A 22,332-nucleotide genomic window follows, 5' to 3' on the forward strand; every position below is an offset into this window, starting at 1 on the left:
CCACGAGCGGCGAGAGAGAAACGATGGACACCGAAACGATGAACCTGCGCGGTTACCTGGCCGAACAAAGCAATCGCGCGCTTGCGTTGCTGCTGTGCTGCACGGTCACCTGGACATCGTTTCCGGCGTGGGCACAGGTTGCGCCAACGCCGAACCCCGGCGGGCAGACACCCGGTCAGCAGGTCGCCGCCAATGGCGTACCGGTGGTGGATATCGTCGCGCCCAATGCGCGCGGCATCTCGCATAACCGCTACAGCAATTTCAATGTCGGCCCGAACGGGTTGATCCTCAACAACAGCGCGCAGATCTCGAAAACCGAGCTGGGCGGCTATGTTGCGGGCAACAACAATCTGCAGCGCAGCGGTTCGGCATCGTTGATCCTCAACGAGGTCACCTCCGCCACCAGCCGCCTGCAGGGTTACACCGAAATCGCCGGCGCCAAGGCGCAATTGGTCATTGCCAATCCCAACGGGATTTCCTGCGATGGCTGCGGATTTCTCAATACCTCGCGCGTCACGCTGACCACCGGCACGCCAAACCTCGGCGGCGATGGCGCCTTGAATGGTTTCACCATCACCGGCGGTGCGCTCAGCATCGGCAGCAATGGTCTTGACGCCTTCAATGTGGATCGCCTGGATCTGTTGTCGCGCCAGCTCAGCGTCAATGGGTCGATCTGGACCAAGGAACTGGTCGCGAGTGCCGGCGCAGGGCGCGTCAATTACGACGGCATGTTGCTCGACGTGCTGCCCGGTACCGATGGCGCCGCGCCGTCGATCGGCATCGACGTTGCGCAGCTGGGCGGCATGTATGCTGACCGCATTCGCCTGATCGCTACCGAAGCCGGCGTGGGCGTGGTCAGCCGCGGCACCCTGGCCGCGCAGAGCGGTGACCTGCAGATCGACAGCGCCGGGCAGGTGAGTCTGAGCGGCACTGCAGTGGCACGCGATGGTTTGACTGTACGTGCAGACGGCGATCTGGACCAACGCGGCGTGCTCGGCTCGCAGCAGGGCGATGTCAGCTTGCGAGGGGCGCAGCTGCGCCTGGCTGGCGATCTGGTGGCCGCCGGAGCGTTGACAGCGCAGGCCAGCGGCACCTTGCGGCATGCCGGCCGCAGCAGCGCCGGCTCGATTCGCCTGTTTGGTTCGGAGTTGAATGCCGACGGCAGCCTGCATAGCACCGCTGCACTGGAGCTGGGAGCCGATGGTCTGTTGCGCAGCGGCGGTGTTGCGTATGGCGGCGCAGGCGCGGATCTGCGCGCGGCAAGTATCGCGCTGTCGGGCACCTTGCAGAGCGGCGGCGCGATTGCATTGAACGCAAACACGATTGATGCGGTTGGTACGCTGGATGCAGCGACCGCATTGCGAGTGATCGGTAACGGCGATGTGCGGATGGGCGGGCTGGCGCAGGCCGGGCAGGGCGCGCAGGTGCAGGCCGGTGGCCGGCTGGGGCTGCAGGGGCAGTTGGTCGCTGCCGATGCGGTTGCGTTGAGTGCCGGCGCGATCGATCTTGCGCAGCGCGCTGCGGTGTCTGCGGGCGCCGATCTGGATCTGCGCAGCGCCGCTGCGCTGAATAATGCGGGCAGCGTTTACGCCGGTCGCGACCTGTTGCTCCAGGCCGGCAGCGTGGTCACCGCTGGCAGCATGACCGCTGCGCGCGACGCGCAGGTCGTCGTCGCCGCAGACTTCGTCAACAGCGGTACCGTCGTGGCTGGAAACGCATTGACGGTGGACGCCGCGCAACTGGACAGCCGTGGCGATATCGGCAGCCAGCGTGGCGACACGACCTTGCGCGCCCGCGGTGGGATCGCACTGGGCGGCAACACCGTGGCAGGTGGGGCGCTGGCAGTGGATGCCGGCAGCGCCGCGCAACTCGCCGGGGCGGTCAACGCCGCGAGCGTGACCTTGCGCAGCGGCGGCAATGCCGAGGTATCGGGCAGCTTGCAGACCACACGCGGCGACGTCGCCATGGTCGCCGGCGGTGAGCTGGTCAACGATGCGCTCGTCAGCGCTGCGGGCGCGATCGACCTGCAGGCGGACGGCGCACTGCGCCAGCGCGGCCAGCTGCGTAGCGCCGGCGCACTGCAACTGGGTGGTGGCACGGTCGAGCACGATGGGGTGATCGATGCCGGTGCCGATCTGCGCATTGCAAGCGCCACCGATCTGGCGTTGAACGGCACATTGCAGAGCGCAGGCACTACCACGCTGCAAGCGGGCAATGCGCTGGAAAATCGCGCAAGCGTCGTTGCTAACGGCTCGTTGCAGGTCGATGCGGCTTCGCTGCGTAATGCGCAGGGCGCGACGTTCTCGTCCAACGCCGATGCAGTTGTAAGAACCCGCGGTGCGCTGGACAACGCTGGCAGCCTTTACGCCGCGAGTGCACTGCAGCTTGCGGCTGGCACGCTGCTCCAGAGCGGTCGGATTGGCACCGGCAACACGCTGACCGCAACGGTTGACGGCACCTTCGACAACACCGGCAATGTGGTTGCCCGAAACGCGCTGCAGATCGACGCCGGCAGCCTACGCAGTGACGGTCAACTCGGCAGCGAAGCGGGCAGCGTCCGGCTGGCGAGCCTGGGCGACATGCGGCTGCAGGGCGTAACGGCAGCGGCGACTGCGCTACAGGCCAGTGCCGGTGGCGATTTGCAGCAGGCGGGCGCGCTGACGGGACAGTCGGTTGCATTGATGGCTGGGCGGGACCTCACCGCGGCCGGCACAGTGCAGGCATCGATGCTGGACCTGCAGGCGCAGCGTGCGCTGACGTTTGCTGCGCAAGGCCAGGTACAGGGCGATGCGTCCTTGCGCGCGAGCAGCGTGACCACGCGCCAGGACGCCGTGCTGCAAACTGGTGGTGCCTTGACGCTGGAAGGCGGCACTGTCGATAGCCGCGGCACGCTGGATGCGGGCGGCGATCTGCAGATCCGCAGCCAGGGAGATCTTGCGCTGGCTGGCGTGGCCCAGGGTGGGCGAGACGTGCATCTCACCGCAGCCAATGCGGTCCGCAACGCTGCGCATGTCGTGGCTGGACGCGACCTGACCGTGCAGGCGCAGCAACTGGATAACGCATCTGCCGGCGTCCTGGCTGGCGAGGGCGCTGTGGCGCTGACCACGGTGGCGCAGCTCGCCAACGCAGGCCGCGTGCAAGCCGGCGGCGATGTACAGCTCACGTCGGCAGCGCTGGATCAAAGTGGCAGCGTCTCCGCGGGCAAGGCCTTGAATGTTGCGGTGGCTGGTACGCTGGACAACCGCGGTGCCTTGGTCGCCAGGGATGCGCTGCTGGTCGATGCAGCAAGCTTGCGCAGCAGCGGCAAGCTTGGCAGCGAGCGTGCCGATGTCACGCTCACCAGCCAGGCGGACATGCAGTTGGACGGCGTGGTGGCTGCCGCGACCGCATTGCGCGCCACCGCCGGTGGTGACTTTCAGCAAGCCGGCACGCTCACGGCGCAATCGCTTGCCCTGCAGGCAGGGCGCGACCTGGTGGCTAATGGCGCCGTCCAGTCTGCGTCCACTCTGGATCTGCAGGCGCAGCGCACGCTCACGTTGAATGGGCAGGCATCGAGCACGGGCAACGTCGCGCTCTCAGGTGCAACCATCACTACCGGCAGCGCAGCTGTGGTAAAGAGCGGCGCCGACATCACCCTGGACGGCAGCGCCATCGATAGCCGCGGTGCACTCGATGCAGCCGCCGATCTCAGCGTGCGCAGCGCAGGCGATCTTGCGTTGGGCGGTGTGGCCCAGGCCGGACGCGATGTCACCCTGGCGGCCGACGGTGCATTGCGCAATTCCGCGCAAGTGATCGCCGCCCGCGATCTCGGCGTGCGTGCGGCCAGTGTCGACAATGCAGCCAATGCGACCCTGGGGGCATTGCGCGACCTGCGCCTGGATGTTGCCGGCACGCTGGAGAACAACGGCACCCTGCATGGCGAGCGTGGCCTTGCGCTGTCGACGGGCACGTTGCTGCAGCGTGGCCGTCTCTATAGCGGCGACGCGATTTCCATCGCATCGACCGGAGCGTTCGAGAATGTCGGCCAACTGGTGTCCGGCAAGGACCTGACCATCGGGGCGGGCAACATCGTCAGCAACGGCCAGCTTGGCTCGGTGACGGGCGCACTGACGCTGACCAGCCAGAACGCCATCGATTTGCACGGCGTCGTGTCTGCTGCCACTGCTCTGCAGGCCAACGCGGCTGGCGACCTGCTGCAGACGGGCACCCTCAGTGCACAAACCGTCAGCTTGCAGGCGGGGCGTGACCTCACTGCCGGCGGCACGCTGCAATCGGCCTCCACGCTGGATCTGCAGGCGCAGCGCGTGCTTGCCTTGAACGGCCAGGCGCAGGCGGGCAGTGTTGCCGCCTTGCGTGGCGGCAGCATCACAACCGGTGAGGCCGCCGTGCTGAAAGGCGCCGGCTTGATCACCCTGGACGGCGCAGCCATCGACAGTCGCGGCACGCTCGATGCGGGCAGCGATCTGCGCGTGAGCAGTACCGGTGGACTCGCCTTGGCAGGGGTGGCGCAAGCCAACCGCGATGTGGTGCTCAACGCCGCAGGTGGTCTCAGCAATGCGGCTCAGGTGATTGCTGGCCGCGATCTTTCGGTGCAGGCAGGCGCAGTGACCAACGCCGCGTCCGGCGCGCTGGCTGCCGAAGGCGTTGTCACGCTGACGACCGGTGCGCTGCAGAACGCCGGTAGCGTGCAGAGCGGTGGCGACCTTCGCATCACCGCAGCCAGCCTCGATCAGAGCGGTTCGGCAAATGCCGGCAAGGCGTTGACCGCCAGTGTCACCGGGTTGCTGGACAATCGCGGCAGCCTGATCGCCACCGACCGCCTGGTCGTGGATGCAGGTAACCTGCGCAGCAGCGGCCAGCTCGGCAGCCAGACAGCCAATGTCGATCTAACCAGCCGTGGCGAGATGATGCTGCAAGGCGTGGTTGCCGCTGCGACCACGTTGCAGGCAACCGCGGCTGGCGATCTGCAGCAAGGCGGCTCGCTGAAGGCACAGTCGGTTGCACTGCATGCTGGGCGCGACCTGGTCGCGGCAGGTACGTTGCAGTCCGGCTCTCAGCTGGACCTGCAGGCGCAGCGCACGCTCGCATTGAACGGGCAGGCGTCCAGCGTTGGCGATGCCACCCTGCGCGCTGCAACCATCAGCACGGCGCAAGCGGCTGTGCTTCAGGCCGGTGGCGCAATCAGTCTGGATGGCGCGGCGATCGATAGCCGCGGCGCCCTCGATGCATCCACCGACTTGAACTTGCGTAGTACCGGCAACCTAGCCGTTGCCGGCGTTGCGCAAGCCGATCGCGCAGTGGTGCTGAACGCTGCCGGTACGCTGGCCAATGCAGCGCAGGTCGTTGCTGGTCAGAACCTGAGCGTCACCGCCGCCAGTGCAAGCAACACCGGTACCGGCGTATTGCTTGCGCAAGGCGATACCACGCTGACCATCGCAGGGTTGCTCGACAATGCCGGCGGGATACGCGCAGGCAATCTGCTGACGCTCGGCGTTGGCGCGCTACGCCAGACCGGGCAGGCGTACGGCCTGCAGCGTCTGGGCCTGACAGCATCGGGGGCAGTGGACAATCGCGGTGATCTGATCGGCGGCAACGGCTTGCGCGTGGAGGCCGGGCAGCTGAGCAGCAGCGGTCAGCTGGGTAGCGAGCGCGGCGATGTCGCCGTGATCAGCCGCGGCAACCTGCAGCTGGACGGTAGTCTGGCTGCGGCTGGCGCCTTCTCGGCGCAGGCCGATGGCGCCTTGGCGCAAAGCGGCAGCCTGAGTGCGGGCAGCACTTTGGACCTGCACTCCAAGGGCGATCTCACGATCGCCGGACAGGTGTCGGGTCAACAGACCACGCTGACCAGCGATGCGGTGCTGCGCCAGCAAGGTGTCGTCAGTGGCGCAACAGTGGGTCTGCAAGGTGCACGTATCGAACACGCAGGACAGACCACTGCAGCGGGCAACCTGAGTCTGCGTGCCGGCGATATCAGCGTTGCCGGCACCGTGGGTGCGGGTATTGCGGCCGATGGCAATCTGGGGACGGGAAGCACCCTGAGCCTGGTCGCAGACCGCCAACTGGGCGTGTCCGGCAAGCTGCTGGCAGGAGGCAATCTCATGCTGCAGGGCGGTCAGCTGGGCCTTGCCGGTGCCAACACGCGTGTCACTGGCAATGCGGTCCTCACGACTGCCGGAAGCCTCGATCATCGTGGCGGCGATCTGCTCGCGGGTGGCGGCTTGACCGTCCAGGCCGGCGGCACCATCGATAACAGCCGGCTCAATGCGGTGGGCGGTCAGATGCAGGCAGGCCAGCTCAGCATCGACGGTGGCAGTTTGAACAATGCCGGCGGTCGCCTGGTACAGAGCGGCGCCGGCCTGACCCGTGTCAGCATCGGCGGCGCCATCGACAACACCGCCGGCACCGTGGCGAGTAATGGTCAGGATCTGACCATCACGGCCGCAAGCCTGGAGAACGCGCAAGGACGAATCGAGCATGCCGGCGCCGGCAACCTGTCGGTCACCAGTCGTGGCACGCTCGGTAACAGCAGTGGCCGCATCCTGACCCAGGGCCAGCTGACCCTCGGTGCCAGCGGAGGTTTGAACAATCAGGGCGGCACCATCGCTGCGGCCGGCGATGCAACGTTGACGGCCGCTAGCCTCAACAACAATGGTGGCTCGGTCGCCACACGCGGCCTGAACGTACAGACGGGCGGTGCCACCGATAACCGTAACGGCCTGCTGCAAGCCAGCGGCGGCGCGCTGACGCTGCGTGCCGACAGCCTAAGCAATGCCGGCGGCCTCGTGCAGGCGGTTGCCAGCGGCGGGGCAGGCGGCGGCCTGCGTGTGGAACTCGACCGTGGCCTGGATAACGGCAACGGCGTCATCGGCGCCAGTACCGATGCGGTGATCACTGCGGAGAACATCAGCAGCACCGGCGGTAGCCTGCAAGCAGCACGCGACCTCAGCGTCACCGCGCGCGGCCAATTGGACAATCACCAGGGCGGCAAGCTCAGTGCCGGCCGCGATCTCACCGTCGCCGTTACCGGTGCACTGCTCAACAGCGGCGGCCAGCTCGATGCCGGCAACACGCTCACCGCCTCCGGTGGGCGAATCGACAATACGCAGGGCAGTATCGTCAACAACGGTGGCGGCCTGACCCGCATCACCACCGGCGGAGCCCTGACCAATACCAGCGGCAATCTGGGCGGGCGCGGCAGCGTGGTGATCGATGCGGCCAACATCGCCAACAACAGCGGCCAGCTGGTGGCCGGCGGCGATCTGATCGCCAACACCAATGGCTTGAACAACCAGGGCGGCAATATCTATGCCGGCGCGAGCTTCCTGCTGCAGCGCGCAGGCGCCACGCTGGACAACCAGAACGGCAGGATCAAGGCCGAGCAGGCGGTCCGCCTGAATCTGCAGACTTTGAACAACGCGGGCGGCCAGATCGGTGCCGGCAGCGCGATCGGCGGTGCCGGCGATGTAGTGATCGATACAGTCGGCTTCGACGGTGGTGGCAGCATCCTGGCGCAGAACCTGTTGGATCTGACCTTGCGCAGCGACTACACGCATCGCGCCGGCGCAGACCTGGTCAGCAATGGCGATTTCAACCTGCGCGTGGGCGGCAACCTCGTCAACGAAGCCACGCTCAAGGCCGCGCGTCGCCTGGATATCACCGCCAGCAGCATCGCCAACCGCGCCGGCGCCAACATCCTGTCCAACGACACCCGCCTCAACGGCGGCAATGCCATCGACAACGCCGGCAGTATCTCCGGTAACGGCGCGTTGTCGCTTGTCGCCAACAGCATCTACAACACCGGCAGCATCGTCGGCGGCAACGTCTCGGTGAATACCGGCACCCTGGTCAACGGCGCGGACTTTGGCGGTGCGACGGGCAATGCTGCCTATGGCTCGGCGTTGCTCGGTTCCACCGGCAACATGAACCTGATCGTGCGCGATCAGCTGCTCAATCGCGACGCACGTATCTTCAGCCTGGGCAATATCGCCATCGGCGGCGCGCAGGATGGAGGCGGTACCTTGGTGTCGCGTACGGGTGTGGTGAACAACCTGTCGGGCAGCATCGAGGCGGATGGGAGCATCTTGATTGCGGCCAACCAGCTGAATAATCGGCGGCGCGTTATAAATGCGGTCACTGGAGCATTGTCGGAATCGGAGCGTGCGGCGGCCAATGCAGAGTTGCCGAATCAACAGCTGGAAGCTGGTGGGCCAATTCCCGAAAATCCGAATGGAGAGAATATTGGGTCCTGGTTCTTTCTAGGGTCATATCGCACTTATGACGTAAGAGAGCGCGAGCGCCTGATAAGCGCTAGCGCCGAGAGTCGAATTATCGCAGGTAGAAATGTTGCGCTCTCTGGCAGTGTCAGGAACACTGCGTCACTTATCGCGGCCGGATCGAATCTGTTTCTCAACACCAGAGGGGTGGGGGGGCTTTCTGATCAAATGTTTAATAATGGCGAGCAGGTGTTTAATGAGGCTCTCGCACTAAAACAGGTCACCAATTATGCCGATTATCAAGATGCGTACGTTCTGGACGAGAATACCGATTGCGGTCAAGGAATCGAGAATAGAGGCTGCACATATCATGTAGAAACGACCCAGATTGGGTCAGGCACTATAGATACGAGTTATACCGCTCTTGGGGCCAGCATGACCGGCGGTCAAGGCGTCAGCATCAATGGTGCCAACATCAGCAACGGCGCCGTCGGCAGCGATGGCCGCATCGTCAGCGGCGCCTCGCTCAATGGCGTCGGCACACAAGGGGGATTGAGCGGTCGCACGCGGCAAACCGCGGCAAATGTCGGTGGTCAAGCCGTCATCAGTCGGGCTAATGGGGGGGCGGCCAGCATCAGCGTGATGGGCAGCACCGCCGGCAACGCGGGTGCGCAGGTTGATGCGGGTACGCAGGATGCGTCGCTTGCGGCATCCGGCGGTATCGTCAAGATGTCGGTCGCACCGGTGATGTCCAACGACAGTGGCTTGGTGCGTAGTACTGTTGATCAGGCACACGTGCAGGTCGCGGCCACCGAGACCGGCGTCGTTGCGGGCGCTGACGAAAGCCGTAGCCGCGTCGATCTGGCCACCATCCCGGTGACCAATATTGTTGTCGGTGGCCAGACCTCGCTGACGCAGATCGACCTGCCTATCGGCGGCTTGTATCGCCTGTCCAATGGCACGGCGACTGACCGTACCGCCATGGGGCGCGCAGCCACCGGCCTGGGCGGCATCAACGCCTGGCGCAGCAATGGTCCGGGCCGTCGCTACCTGATCGAAACCGATCCGCGCTTCGTCAACTACGACAACTTCATCAGCAGCGACTTCCTGCTGGACAAGCTGGGCGTGGACCCGGAGTGGACCCAGACCCGGCTGGGCGATGGCTTCTACGAGCAGCGCCTGGTGCTGGACCAGATCACCCAGCTCACTGGTCGTCGCTACCTGGGCAACTACGCCGATGGCGTGGCGCAGTACCGTGCCTTGCTCGAGTCCGGCGTGGCTGCTGCAGGCCAACTGCAATTGAGCATGGGCGTGGGCTTGACCGCCGCGCAGGCCGCCGCGCTCACTCAAGACATCGTGTGGATGGTGGAGCAGGACTACCAGGGCCAGAAGGTGCTGGTGCCGGTCGTCTACCTGGCCTCCAACTCGCTGCAGCTGCGTGGCAACGGCGCCTTGATCGCCGGCGGCAACGTCGAGCTCAACGCCACCAACGCCATGAGCAACCAGGGCGTCATCGCCGGTGCCGATGTCAGCGTCACCGCCGGCAACCTGCTCAACCAGGGCCGTATCAGCGGCACCGGCACCGTGGCATTGGAAGCGCGCAACGACCTGCTCAACCAGGGCCAGATCGAGGGTCGCGATGTTGGGCTGGCGGCCGGTAACAACCTGGTCAGCGAAGCGGCCAAGGCCATCAATGGCGTCGGCATCCTGTCAGGCATCAGTGCCAGCAATACATTGCAACTGTTTGCCGGCAACGATATGACCCTGACCGGCACCCGCGTGCAGGCGGGCAGCAGTGCGGCGCTGATTGCAGGCAATAATCTGAGCCTCACGCCTAGTGCCTTGCGCGACGACAATGGCCTGTTGCGTGGCGGCGATGCGGTGTCACTCGTCACGGGTAAAGACCTGATCGTCTCCGCAGGCAACGACCTGCAATTGCATGGCGTCAGCATCAACGCGGGCGGCAGCGCCGCCTTGCAGGCAGGCAACAATCTTTCGCTGACCCCGACCACCGGTCTGGACGGCAAGGTCGCCACCCGCACCAGCATCAGTACCGGCGACAGCCTGCAGCTGACCGCCGGCAACGACCTGACCATTCGCCAAGCCGAGGTGAAGGCGGGCGGTGATCTGATCGCCGCAGCCGGCAACAACCTCAATGTCGAGTCGGTGCTCAACGACAGCGAGACCAACAGCTACAACTCGCGCAACGGCAAGACCCGCGTCACCACGACAACCACAACCCAAACGATCGATCAGCAAGCACTGACGGCCGGCGGCAACCTGATCCTCAGCGCCGGCAACGACGTCAACCTGGTCGCTGCCAAGCTGGACGCCGGCAAGGGCCTGGGTATCAGCGCCGGCAACGACATCAATGCCAGCACGCTGACCACGGTGGACACCAGCGATGTCCTGGAAACGCGCAAGCGCTTCAAGCAGACCACCGCTACCCGCGACGAAACCGTCCACGGCACCGAGTTCAGTGCCGGTGGCAACCTCGCCATGCAGGCGGGCAATGACATCACCCTGACCGCCGCATCGGCCACCGCCAAGGAAGGCGGCATCACCCTGGCCGCCGGCAACGACGTCAACCTGCTCGCCGCCAGCGAGCAGCACGACGCCGTGCAGGACATGACCAAGAAGAAGAAGGGCACGTTCTCCAGCAAGACGACGACCACGCATGATGAGTGGCAGGACAACGTGGCGGTCACCACCACGCTCAGTGGCGATACGGTGCAGATCGCGGCGGGTAACGATCTGCTGTCGCAAGGCGCACAGGTCGCCAGCACCGGCGATGTGGTGTTGGCCGCCGGTAACAACCTGACGCTGGACACGGTGCAGAACACGCACAGCGAGGAACACGAAAAGACCGTCAAGAAGTCAGGTCTATACGGCGGTGGCGGATTCAGCGTCGCATTGGGCGTTACCAAGAAGACCGACGGGTTGGACGTCACTGAGGTCACGAATACCGGTAGCTTGATTGGCAGTACCGACGGCTCGGTGACGATGACCGCCGGCAACAAGGTGGCCATCACTGGCAGCGACGTGCTGAGCGCCACCAGCACCACCATCGTGGGTAAGGAAGTCACGATTGCCGCGGCGGAAAACACCGTGGATACGGTGCAGACGTCCAAGCAGCAGAGTGCGGGTATTACATTGGGGTTGACGGGTGGGGCTGTAGACGCAGCGCAGGCGATCTACGGCGCAGTCAAGCGTGGATCGGAAGTTGAAGACGACCGCTTGAAGGCGCTTTACGCCGCCAAGGCGGGCTATGCGGTCAGCGATACCGTGGGGCTGGTCAACAATGGCCTGAAGGGCTACGACGGCCAAGCGGTTGCAGGAAACACGACCAAGGCAGGTACTGCTGCAGCGGATGGCGCGCAAGGTGCAGCCAATGCGGCGGGCGTGAGCTTGCGCCTTGGTATCGGTGCCAGCAGTTCGTCAAGCAAGACGACCACGCACGAGGAAACCACCGGCGGCAGTCGCATCCTCAGCAACGGCGACGTCACCATTGCAGCAACTGGTGGCGACCTCAATGTCATCGGCAGCAAGATCGCCGGCGAAAACGTGGCCCTGGCTGCTGCAAACAATCTCAACCTGTTGAGCAACAAGGAAACCAACACCACCAAATCGGAGAACAAGAACGCCGGTGGAGAGATCGGCATCAGTGTTGGTGCAGTCACCGGCTATTACCTGTCGGTCACCGCGGGCAAGGGCAGTGCCAAGGGTAATAGCGACCTACGCACGGAAAGTGTGATCACGGCCAACGACAGCTTGACCCTGGTCAGCGGCAACGACACCACCATCCAGGGCGCACAGGCCATCGGCAACAAGGTGCTGGCCCATGTCGGCGGCGACCTGCTGATCAAGAGCGAGCAGGACACCAACGAGTACAAGAGCAAGCAACAACAAGCCAGCCTGACGCTGGCGACCGGCTCCGGCAGCGGCGGCAGTTACAGCCAACAGAAGGTCAACAGCAGCTATACCAGCGTCACCGAGCAGAGTGGCATCCAGGCCGGCAATGGCGGCTTCGACATCACGGTGGGCGGCAACACGGCCTTGGTCGGCGGTGCCATTGCAAGTGCGGCCGATGCCAGCCTCAATCGGCTGTCCACCGGCAGCCTGACGGTCGAGGACTTGCAGAACAAGGCCGAGTACAAGACCAGCGGCGTCTCGGTGGCTGGCGGCACGGGCAGCAGCATGGCCAGTGTCGGCATCGGTGCCGGACTGAGCATGTTGGGCAATGCCAGCGACAGCTCAAGCAGCACGACCAAGAGCGATATCGCCGCCGGCACGATCCAAATCCGCAATGGCGACGAGTCTGCGTTGGCAGGGTTGGATCGCAGTGCCACCGAGTTGCAGCAGTCTGGGCTGAAGGAGATTTTCGATCAGAAGAAGATCGAAGATCAGAAGGAGCTGATGGGGCTGGCTGGAGCGATCGGGTTCCGGGCAGCGGGTGATATCGCCAGCAACATGCAACAACGTGCGCTCAGCGAGTACGCGACTGCCTACAGCACGAACAATCCGCAAGGAATGGCTGACGCCCAGGCGAAGATGGACAGCTGGGCCGACGGGGGCCTGAACAAGACACTGCTTCATGGTCTCACCGGCGCCGCGGTGGCCGCGCTGGGCGGCGGCGATGTGGCGGGAGGCGCGCTTGCTGCCGCTGGTGCCGAGAAGGCGAAGCTGGCGATGGCCGGGTACCTCAGGGATCAGGGTATCGCGAGTGATAGCGAAACCTACCGAGCCCTCATGGAACTCGGAAGCGCGGCCATCGGTGGAGCGCTGGGCGGTGTTGCAGGAGCCAACACTGCGTTGGCCGGCGATCAGTTCAACCGGCAGCTGCATCCGGACGAAGTGAAGTGGATCAAGGACAATGCAGCGGTATTCGCCTACGAGCAGGGCATCTCGGAAGAGAGTGCCAAGCAGATCCTGCTCATCGAGGCAGCGTCGTACGTAGATGCGACAATTCAATCGGCACTGAAGGATACGCCGATGAATGAAGCGGCGGTCAAGTTCCTTGGGACGAACAACAACGAATACGACGGTGTAAAAGCCTTCGATACGAGCGATCGAGACAATTTCCACCTCTACGGCAAAAAACTGGCAGGCACACCGGAGAATTTCAAGGAAGTCTTCGATGCGCTTGGTGCCGCAGGCCTGAAAAAGGACGAGCTGCAGTTGCTGTACCAGCCGGAGCTGTTGACTTATGCCGGGAAGGGTATTGGCAGAGACAGCCGCCTAACCGTCGCTGTTCCAGCCACGGGAGCCGCGATCGGCGTCGCCGCAGTGGGTGGTGGAGCCTGTTTGTTCAACCTTGTCGCCTGTGGCCGGCTAGCAGTTGGTGCGCTCGACGCGATCGCAACCGAGGCAACTGGCGGTCACAGCCTGCTCGTATCGAGTGCTTGGACTGGAGCAATTGTTGCAAAGAAGTTTGATGACCTAGTGAAATCTGCTGAGGAGACCACAGAACAGGTTGCCGTTGCTATTAGGCGGGCAACATCCCAAAAAGCAAGTTCTGCTGGTACTACTCCGGTCCATGGTGGGGCGGTTGACGGCGAGGCTGGCGGATTTTCTAGATATGATGAATTCAGGAAATCTGGTGAAGAAGTTAAACCAGATGGAAATTGGAACTGGCCTAGTAATCTTGGCTTTGCTGAATCGCACGTTGATGATGTGCTACCAGTCGGTACCAAGCTTGATCGATATGGAAGCCCGGATGGCGCTTTTCTGTCCCCATTTGGGACACCCTACGAGCAAAGGGCATTGGCGCCGGGATCAATGGGTAATGGTTATCATGAGTACGAAGTTATAAAGCCGCTTCCAGTAATTAAAGGTGAAATTGCTCCTGCATTCGGACAGCCCGGTGGCGGCACACAAATCTTGCCTAGATTTAAAGATCGCGTTAATGTTGATTGGTTGCGGCTTAACGGATTTCTCAAAGAGGTGAATAAAAGTGAATGACAGGATAGGTGAGATTCAACGCGATGTAATCTCTTTGGGTGCCATGATTAACCTTCCCCAGGATTTTCTGGTGATAAAGACCAAGCCTTCCAGTGATGGTGTTCCATTTTTGACATGTCAGGATAATTTTTTCGTTTATTCTTCTATTGAGAGGGATTATGAAATTTTTAAAAAAATTACTTCTTCAGAGGACGATGTTCTTTACTGGGTATTAAGTCGTGCCGTTTCTAAGATGGTTCTTGATTTGAATTATTCTGAGTTTGGAAATTCTGAAAAATCAGAAGAGGAAATGTTTGCGCGCAAGGTGGATTTGATGAAACGGTTAAATCCGGCTTGGGGGCCGCGGGCTGCGCATGAATATCGTTCTGGGATGGGGTATTGACTATTCCTGATCCTGATTAGCACTGCCTCTCATGTCGACTCCCCGAAAGAACGGGGTCAGGTGCGAAAGAACGGGGTCAGGTGTAATTAATAAGTCAACCTGACCCTGCGTTCAAAAAATTAAAAATGATATCTTTGATGCGAGATGGTGATTGTTATGAGGTGGAAATTCCTGCTGACGGTTGAAAGGCAGATTAATCATGAGCATGGTTCTGTCGACTCCCCGTAATTCAATGCCAGCTAAAATTAGAGGTCTGCGGTTGATGTTGATCACGGAACTCGGCGGGCGTTAGCCCGCCCAGGCTGTCGTGCGGGATCTGTTGGTTGTAGTCGGCCAGCCAGTGTTCGGTCTGTTCGCGGACCTCGCTCAGCGTGCGGAAGATGTGCATGTCCAGCACGCCGCGCCGGTAGCTGCCGTTGAAGCGTTCGATGAAACCGTTTTGCATCGGACGCCCCGGCTCGATGAAGTCCAAGGCGATACCCTTGCGCTCAGCCCACTCGGTCAAGGCTAATGCGACAAACTCCGGGCCATTGTCCAGACGCAGCTTGTTCGGATAGCCGCGCCAGGCCGCGATGCGTTCCAACGTGCGGATGACGCGGGCGGCCGGAAGATTCAAGTCCACTTCGATGGCCAAGGCTTCCCGACTGAAATCGTCGATGACATTGAACGTGCGGAAGCGTCGACCATCCCACAGCGGATCGGACATGAAGTCGATCGACCATCCGGCATTGGGGCGTGTTCCGCATGCCAACGGTTGTGCATAGCGCGTGGGGACCCGGCGCCTGCTGCGACGACGCTGATTGAGCTTCATCAGGCAATACACGCGCCAGACCCTCTTGTGATTCCACACATGTCCGCGACGGCGGATGATCTGAAACAGCTTTCCAAAACCACGCTTGGGAAAGCGCTCGGCCAATTCGGACAACAGCGCAATGACTCCCTCGTCGCGATCGGGACGACGCCGATAGCGTGCTGCCGAGCGCGCCACGTCAACGACCGCACAGGCCCGGCGCTCGCTCCAGCCATGTTGCTCGACGAGCCAGGCAAGAAGCGGGCGCTTGTGCGCCGGGTCTACAGCTTTTTTGCGATGACATCCTTGAGTGCATGGTTTTCCATTGCGAGCTCGGCATACATGCGTTTGAGCTTGCTATGCTCGGTCTCCAGGTCGCGAAGGAGCTGCACATCTGTTGTCTCCATGCCACCGTACTTGGACTTCCAGAGGTAGTACGTCGCGTCAGAAATACCCAGCTCACGGCACACATCCTTGACCTGGCGTCCGCCCTCAACCTGCTTCAGCGTGGCGACAATCTGGCTCTAGGTGAACTTGCTTTTGCGCATCGTTGGTCTCCTCGGTGGCTAGTGTGCCCGGAGACCTCCAACTATGGATGGATCAATTTTACGGGGAGTCGACAAGTAGGGTCTGGCGTTATCAATAAGTGAATCTGACCCCGAGGTTTCAGGCCAGACAAACCCTGACTTTGTTTTTGCAAGTGGTGCTTATGGTGGAAAAACAGTTGACTTTATGTGGTCCGATTATTCCAGGGCGGAACAAGTAAATAACTTCTTCTTAATTAATGTCGAGCAGAATAAGGGTCAGCTTATTCGGCATTTGGATAAAGATGATATGGTGCCATTGGATTATAGAGATCTCACGCCGGAAAACCAGGTTGTTGTTAATGGTTGGATAAGTGGCCTTGGCGAAATCCAAAAAGGTAATATTCTTATAATGAGGTGATGTATCGGGATGTACATTTCAATTAGCAATAAAGTGGGCTGGACGCTTCCTTTCGGAATATTTGATTGTATAGTAGAGTCAACGAGAGAGCTTTTTCTTGCGAGAGTATGGTTTGCATTAAAAAAATTTATAAATCCCTAGATGATGAGGGGCAGAGTTTTATTATATTAGATGACGTTGACATTAATTGTTTTAATTTATTCTATGAAAATTGCAGTCGAGCAATGGATGATTTTCTCAATTCGTCACGCGGGAAATCCGTCCGGCCGACTAGTGTTGCAGGGATACTCTGGAACTGGGCAGAAGTTTTAAGGCTTATGCGAGAAGATCCTAGGTATTCGGAAGCGCCTTAATCCAGTCGATTAAAGTGGTTAGGGGTAAAGGGGAGGGAGGTAATTAAGCACGCCGCCCTGACAGGCCTGTACAAAATTTATGTGATAGCGGTCCTGAATCGACTTCGTCAGGCTGAGTTCTTCTCCTCGGCAACGCCGAGCCAATCGAACTTCTTGCGCCACGCATAGAACGTGGCCTGGCTGATGCCCATCTTGCGGCAGACTGTCGTGCCGGTCTCGGCCTGTTTCAGGGCGAATGCGATTTGCTCTTCGGTGAACTTCGACTTCTCATAGCGACGGGCCTCCTTGGGTCTGAGTGTCGCCGAATTTTCTAGGTCCGGCTGGTCCAAGTTATAGGGAGGAGGTCACAAGGCCTCATGCATCAGGTGCAGATAGCGCAATCGCTCGCCATCGTCCAGAAAGCATGGCAAGCGTTGTTCCCGGGTTGCACAATCTGCTGCGGGACACCGGCGAGTTCAATGCGTGCAAATCTGGCCGTCGCACAAGACTCGCAACCAGACATCGGTGCTAATATGCAGGGAACCTTGCAATAGCTGACGCCGTAGACTGCAATTTGCGGAGGAAGTGAATCTGACCCCCGTTAGCGGCTACCCCCGTTAGCGGTTTAACCCGGCCGCTACTCAGGGCGGGGGACGTCGATACTCCAGAATACAAAATAGCTGTCACTCAAGCGCTTAAGAGGATTAAAGTAGAAGCTCTAACAAGGGGTAGTGAGGTTGAAATGGTTGACAGGAGGGTGATATGAAATATTATCTGATGTGGCAGGATGTGGAAATAAAAGGTAAATGGATTCTTGGTGATATCGGTTATGTAAATAACTGGAACTTTATTGACCCGTCTGTCAATTTCATGGAGCCAGGTGGTTATTCATCGAAAGTGAGGTTTGATGGGGCTGAAGTTGATTATTCATTGGCTGGATACGCAAGTGTCCCTGTTTTAAGTGAAAAGGCTGTTATTTCATTGATGGGGTTATCAGAAATTGATGAGCCATACCGAAATGTTGTCTTTGCGCCATTGGACATTGAAAAAAAGGTATTAAAGCAAAATTATTTTGCGATGATAATCGAAACGCAAATCGATTGCGTGGATGAAGAAAATTCTGAGTTCTCATTTTTTGATAAAAATGATCCAGTCCGTCCAGAGCTGGCAGGGGCATATCGAAATTTCTTTAATCTTGTTATAGATACATCTAAGGTGGGTGGTAGGCACATATTTAGACTGAAGAAATACTTGGGGGCACTAATCGTTAGTCAGGAAGTAAAGCGGCGATTTGAGAGTGCCAGGGTAACGGGCGTGGCTTTTGATTTATTGAATGGCTCAAAAAAAGTTGTTGCTTAAATGAAATTAGGATGTATCGTCATGGGTGAACTCCTTCGCTATGCTAAATTTGGATAGTAGAGATTTAAATTTTTAGGAGGGGAGGTGGTGGATAGGAAATACGAATTTATACTTTCGTTCGGAACTCCTGGAGTGCGTTCTGTGTGCACCGACGATCCAGCATGGGATAGAGTTGTTGCAGGTGTTGATTCAGTTTTTACGGGAGGTGGACGTGCTTCCCTGAATGTTCATGCATCAGTTGGGCCGATCCGCGCTGTAATTATGGAGGGCGTCAAGGGGGTTTATCGATTGTTGCTAAGAGTTAATTCGGATGACCCGAGGTTCGAGATTTTGAAGTGGTGGGATGAAAGCGGAAGTAATTTTGAAAATGATCCTGTTAGCTACCTCGATCAAAAATGGGATCCAAGAGGTTGGATGGTTGATACTGAAATTGCGAAAAAGTTAATGAGAGATTTTTTCGAAAAAGGCAATATAGATAATATTTTAAATTTTAAATCTGCATGGGATGTTGATTTTTCTTTTAAGAACCAGGTTTAAGTGAAATTTTACTAAAAGCCTCGTAAGCTTTCCGTAGTGATACACCAAGGGTTTGCTGAAGAATTCGTCAAGTTCGATTGATGGGCCTACCTGCCGGTTTCCTCACACCCTTAGTGGATTGACTGAACTCGGTCCGTTCATCCGCGTAGTCGCGGCTTGCACAGATGCTCTGCCACGCTACTGAGCACCGACAAGACTTCATGGCAGTTATGACGCAAGGTATTTCAAGAAAGTCGCAATGGTTCGGCCTCTTCGGCTGGTTGGCGCTGTGCTATGCGGTCGCTGGGCTTGGTGCGATGGCATCCATCCAGGCGGCCGGCTTCTATGCAGAACTTGCGCGGCCGGCGTGGGCGCCGCCGGGCTGGTTGTTCGGACCGGTGTGGACAGTGTTGTACGGAATGATGGCGGTGTCGGTCTGGTTGGTGTGGCGGCGCGGCAGCCGGGCGGGAACGCGTCCGGCGCTGGGCCTGTTCGTGCTGCAGCTGACGCTCAATGGTTTGTGGAGCTGGCTGTTCTTTGCGTGGCATCTGGGGGCTTGGGCATTCGCGGATATCGTGGCGCTGTGGCTGGTGCTGGCCGGAACGATTGCCGTGTTCTCGAAGCGGCGGGCGCTGGCGGCGTGGTTATTGGTGCCGTATCTGGCGTGGGTGAGCTTCGCGGCGGCGCTCAACTTTTCGGTCTGGCAACTCAATCCCCAGGTACTCGGCTGATCTCCGCTGCTGATCTTGGTGGCACGTACTCACCGGCGCGGCAATAGCGACGATCTGTTGCTTGGTGCGAAGTGGCCTGTTGCTTGCTGCGAACTGATGCGGGCAGCGAAGCGACACCTCGCCCGCAAGCGGTCTAGTCAGTTGTATCGCGTCATATGAGCGCATGACACTACCAATCGAGGTTCGAAACCTGCGCAGGGCGGCTCTCCAAAGTGGTTCCAAAAGTTTCCATGGCAATCAATTGCTTGCGCGCGCGATGCTTAAATCCCTGAGCAGCAAGGTTTTCTGTTTCGCGCCCCGAGCGCGTGCGCCTGCCCATTCACGCAATGCTTGACAGGCCTCGGCCCTGTGATGTCTTTTGCATGCATGGATAACGCCTCCGCCACCGTTTCGCTTCTCTGCCAGCCGCGACTGCGGCCGGGTGCGGGCGTGGCCGGCATTACCACCACCATTACCACCGTCACCATTCGCCCGGTGCGGCCCGTCGTCTTCGCGTAACTTCCGAAAACAACGGCCCCGCACCCGGATCAGGATGCGGGGGCTTTCCTCCCTCATCTGATGCGGACGGGGCCTCCCTAACGAGGTCTGTCGATGTCATCGTCTGTCGTTTCGCTCGAACCCGCTGCTGTTGCCGCATCGTCCGCACGCACCGTCGTGCATAAATTCGGCGGCACCTCGGTGGCCGATGCCGAGCGCTACCGGCACGTGGCGCAGCTGTTGCTGGCACGCGACGAGTCGGTGCAGGTCACCGTGGTCTCGGCGATGAAGGGGGTGACCGATGCCTTGATCGAACTGGCCGAGCTGGCCGCGCAGAACCGCCCGGAGTGGCGCGAGCGCTGGCATGAGACGCGCGCGCGTCATCGCGGTGCGGCGGTGGCCTTGCTTGGCGAACATTCGGGGCCGACGGTGGAGTGGCTGGACGAGCGCTTCGAGCACCTGTCGCAGATCCTCGGCGCATTGGCGGTGATCGGCGAGTTGCCGCGCGAGGTGCTCGACCGCGTGCAAGGCCTGGGCGAGGTGTATTCGGCGCAATTGCTGGGCGACCATTTCCGCGCGCTTGGCGAAGATTGCGCGGTGCTGGATGCGCGCGATGTGCTGGTGGTCAATCGCGGCGAACTCGGCGTGGATGTGGACTGGGACACCAGCGCGCAGCGCCTTGCAACCTGGCGCCAGGCGTATCCGCAGACGCGCGTGGTGGTCACCGGCTTCGTGGCGCGCGACCGCGCCGACCGCATCACCACGCTGGGGCGCAACGGCAGCGATTATTCCGGCGCGATCTTCGCGGCCTTGTTCGATGCCGATGAGCTGCATATCTGGACCGACGTGGACGGCGTGCTCTCGGCCGACCCGCGCGTGGTGCCCGAAGCGGTGCAGCTGGAAACGCTGAGCTACGACGAAGCCTGCGAGCTGGCGTATTTCGGCGCCAAGGTGGTGCATCCGCAGACCATGTCCCCGGCGATCGAACGCGGCCTGCCGATCATCATCCGCAACACCTTCCAGCCCGAACATCCGGGTACGCGCATCACTGCCAGCAGCGCGGTGAGCGGGCCGATCAAGGGGCTGACGCTCAGCCCCGACCTGGCCGTGCTGAATCTGGAAGGCACCGGCCTGATCGGCGTGCCGGGTACGGCCGAGCGCGTGTTCGCGGCGCTGCGCACGGCGCAGGTATCGGTGGTGATGATCTCGCAGGGCTCGTCGGAGCATTCGATCTGTTGCGTGGTCAAACAGCATGAGTCCGAGCGCGCGCGCAACGCCTTGTTGCAGGCGTTTGCGCATGAACTCACGGTTGGCCAGGTGCAGCGTGTGCAGCTGACCACCGGCATCAGCGTGCTGGCGGCAGTGGGCGATGGCATGGCCGGCCAGCCGGGCGTGGCGGCACGGTTGTTCGAGTCGCTGGGGCGTGCGCAGGTCAATATCCTGGCGATCGCGCAGGGCTCGTCCGAGCGCAACATCTCGGTGGCCATCGATGCGGCGCATGCTACCAAGGCCTTGCGCGCGGCGCATGCCGGCTTCTGGCTCTCGCCGCAGACCTTCTCGGTAGGCGTGATCGGGCCAGGCAACGTGGGCGCGGCCTTGCTGGACCAGTTGCGCATTGCGCAGCCGCAATTGCTGGGCAAGGCCAACCTGGATCTTCGCCTGCGCGCAGTGGTCTCGCGCGGCCGCATGTTGCTCGACGAGCGCGGCCTGGTCGGCAACTGGCGCGATGCCTTCGCCGCCGCAGCCACCGCGACCGATCTGGAACGTTTCACCACGCACCTGTTGTCCGCGCATCTGCCGCACACGGTGATCATCGATTGCAGCGGCAGCGCGGAAGTGGCCGACCGCTATGCGGACTGGTTGGCTGCCGGCATCCACGTGGTGACGCCGAACAAGCAGGCCGGCTCCGGCCCGTTGCAGCGGTATCAGGCGATCCGCGCGGCGGCCGATGCCAGCGGCGCGCGTTTCCGTTACGAGGCCACCGTGGGCGCGGGACTGCCGGTGATCACCACGCTGCGCGACCTGGTCGATACCGGCGATGCGGTGACCTCGATTGAAGGCATCTTCTCCGGCACATTGGCGTGGCTGTTCAACAAGTACGACGGCAGCGTGCCGTTCGCCGAGTTGGTGACGCAGGCGCGTGGCATGGGCTATACCGAGCCGGATCCGCGCGACGATCTGTCGGGTGTGGATGTGGCGCGCAAGCTGGTGATCCTGGCGCGCGAAGCAGGGCGTGCGATCAGCCTGGAAGACGTGCAGGTCGAAAGCCTGGTGCCCGAAGCATTACGCCAGGCCAGCGTGGAGGATTTCATGGCGCGCCTGCATGAAGTGGATGCCACGTTCGCGCAGCGCCTGGCCGACGCGCGTGCGCGCGGCAACGTGCTGCGCTATGTCGCGCAGCTGCCGCCGGATCGCGCACCGAGCGTGGGACTGGTGGAACTGCCTGCCGATCATGCCTTCGCCAACCTGCGCCTGACCGATAACGTGGTGCAGTTCACTACGCGTCGCTACTGCGAGAACCCGTTGGTGGTGCAGGGCCCGGGCGCCGGGCCGGAAGTGACCGCAGCAGGTGTGTTTGCCGACCTGCTGCGCGTGGCGGCCGGCGAGGGGGCGCGGTTGTGAGCCA

General features: G+C 61.1%; 6 protein-coding genes and 2 pseudogenes. 6 read left to right on the top strand and 2 right to left on the bottom strand.

Features of this window, described 5'->3' with window-relative positions; translation table 11 throughout:
• Nucleotides 1-23: 23 nt before the first annotated feature.
• Nucleotides 24-14,099 (top strand): annotated as a pseudogene (locus tag VZ068_RS09755) (hemagglutinin repeat-containing protein); the annotation flags it as partial.
• A 67-nt stretch (nucleotides 14,100-14,166) separates the two neighbouring features.
• Nucleotides 14,167-14,556 carry an Imm63 family immunity protein gene (locus VZ068_RS09760; RefSeq protein WP_349657513.1) on the top strand — a complete coding sequence of 130 codons (390 nt, stop codon included), beginning with the start codon at nucleotides 14,167-14,169 and terminating at the stop codon, nucleotides 14,554-14,556.
• Between the two features lie 229 nt (nucleotides 14,557-14,785).
• Here the strand turns inward: VZ068_RS09760 and VZ068_RS09765 are convergent.
• Nucleotides 14,786-15,864 (bottom strand): IS3 family transposase gene (locus VZ068_RS09765; protein ID WP_349657679.1). Its coding sequence is split into 2 segments (ribosomal slippage): nucleotides 14,786-15,633 and nucleotides 15,633-15,864, totalling 1,080 coding nucleotides; the frame shifts between segments, so codons are not numbered across the junction.
• Nucleotides 15,865-16,775: 911 nt separating this feature from the next.
• Nucleotides 16,776-16,886, bottom strand: a pseudogene (locus VZ068_RS09770) (transposase); the annotation flags it as partial.
• Nucleotides 16,887-17,385: 499 nt separating this feature from the next.
• Here VZ068_RS09770 and VZ068_RS09775 point away from each other — a divergent pair.
• From VZ068_RS09775 to thrA, 4 genes are all read left to right on the top strand, one after another.
• Complete coding sequence (locus VZ068_RS09775; RefSeq protein WP_349657514.1) at nucleotides 17,386-17,982, top strand: DUF1629 domain-containing protein; 597 nt, start codon at nucleotides 17,386-17,388, stop codon at nucleotides 17,980-17,982.
• 87 nt (nucleotides 17,983-18,069) lie between these two features.
• Nucleotides 18,070-18,519, top strand: a complete 450-nt coding sequence (locus VZ068_RS09780; RefSeq protein ID WP_349657515.1) for a hypothetical protein — start codon at nucleotides 18,070-18,072, stop codon at nucleotides 18,517-18,519.
• A 209-nt stretch (nucleotides 18,520-18,728) separates the two neighbouring features.
• Nucleotides 18,729-19,229, top strand: a complete 501-nt coding sequence (locus VZ068_RS09785; protein WP_259166341.1) for a TspO/MBR family protein — start codon at nucleotides 18,729-18,731, stop codon at nucleotides 19,227-19,229.
• A 591-nt stretch (nucleotides 19,230-19,820) separates the two neighbouring features.
• The gene (gene thrA, locus VZ068_RS09790) at nucleotides 19,821-22,328 is read left to right on the top strand and encodes a bifunctional aspartate kinase/homoserine dehydrogenase I (RefSeq protein WP_349657516.1); all 2,508 of its coding nucleotides are present in this window, start codon (nucleotides 19,821-19,823) and stop codon (nucleotides 22,326-22,328) included.
• Nucleotides 22,329-22,332 lie beyond the last annotated feature (4 nt).

It is taken from the genome of Xanthomonas sp. 10-10, from assembly GCF_040182365.1.
Classification (GTDB): domain Bacteria; phylum Pseudomonadota; class Gammaproteobacteria; order Xanthomonadales; family Xanthomonadaceae; genus Xanthomonas; species Xanthomonas arboricola_F.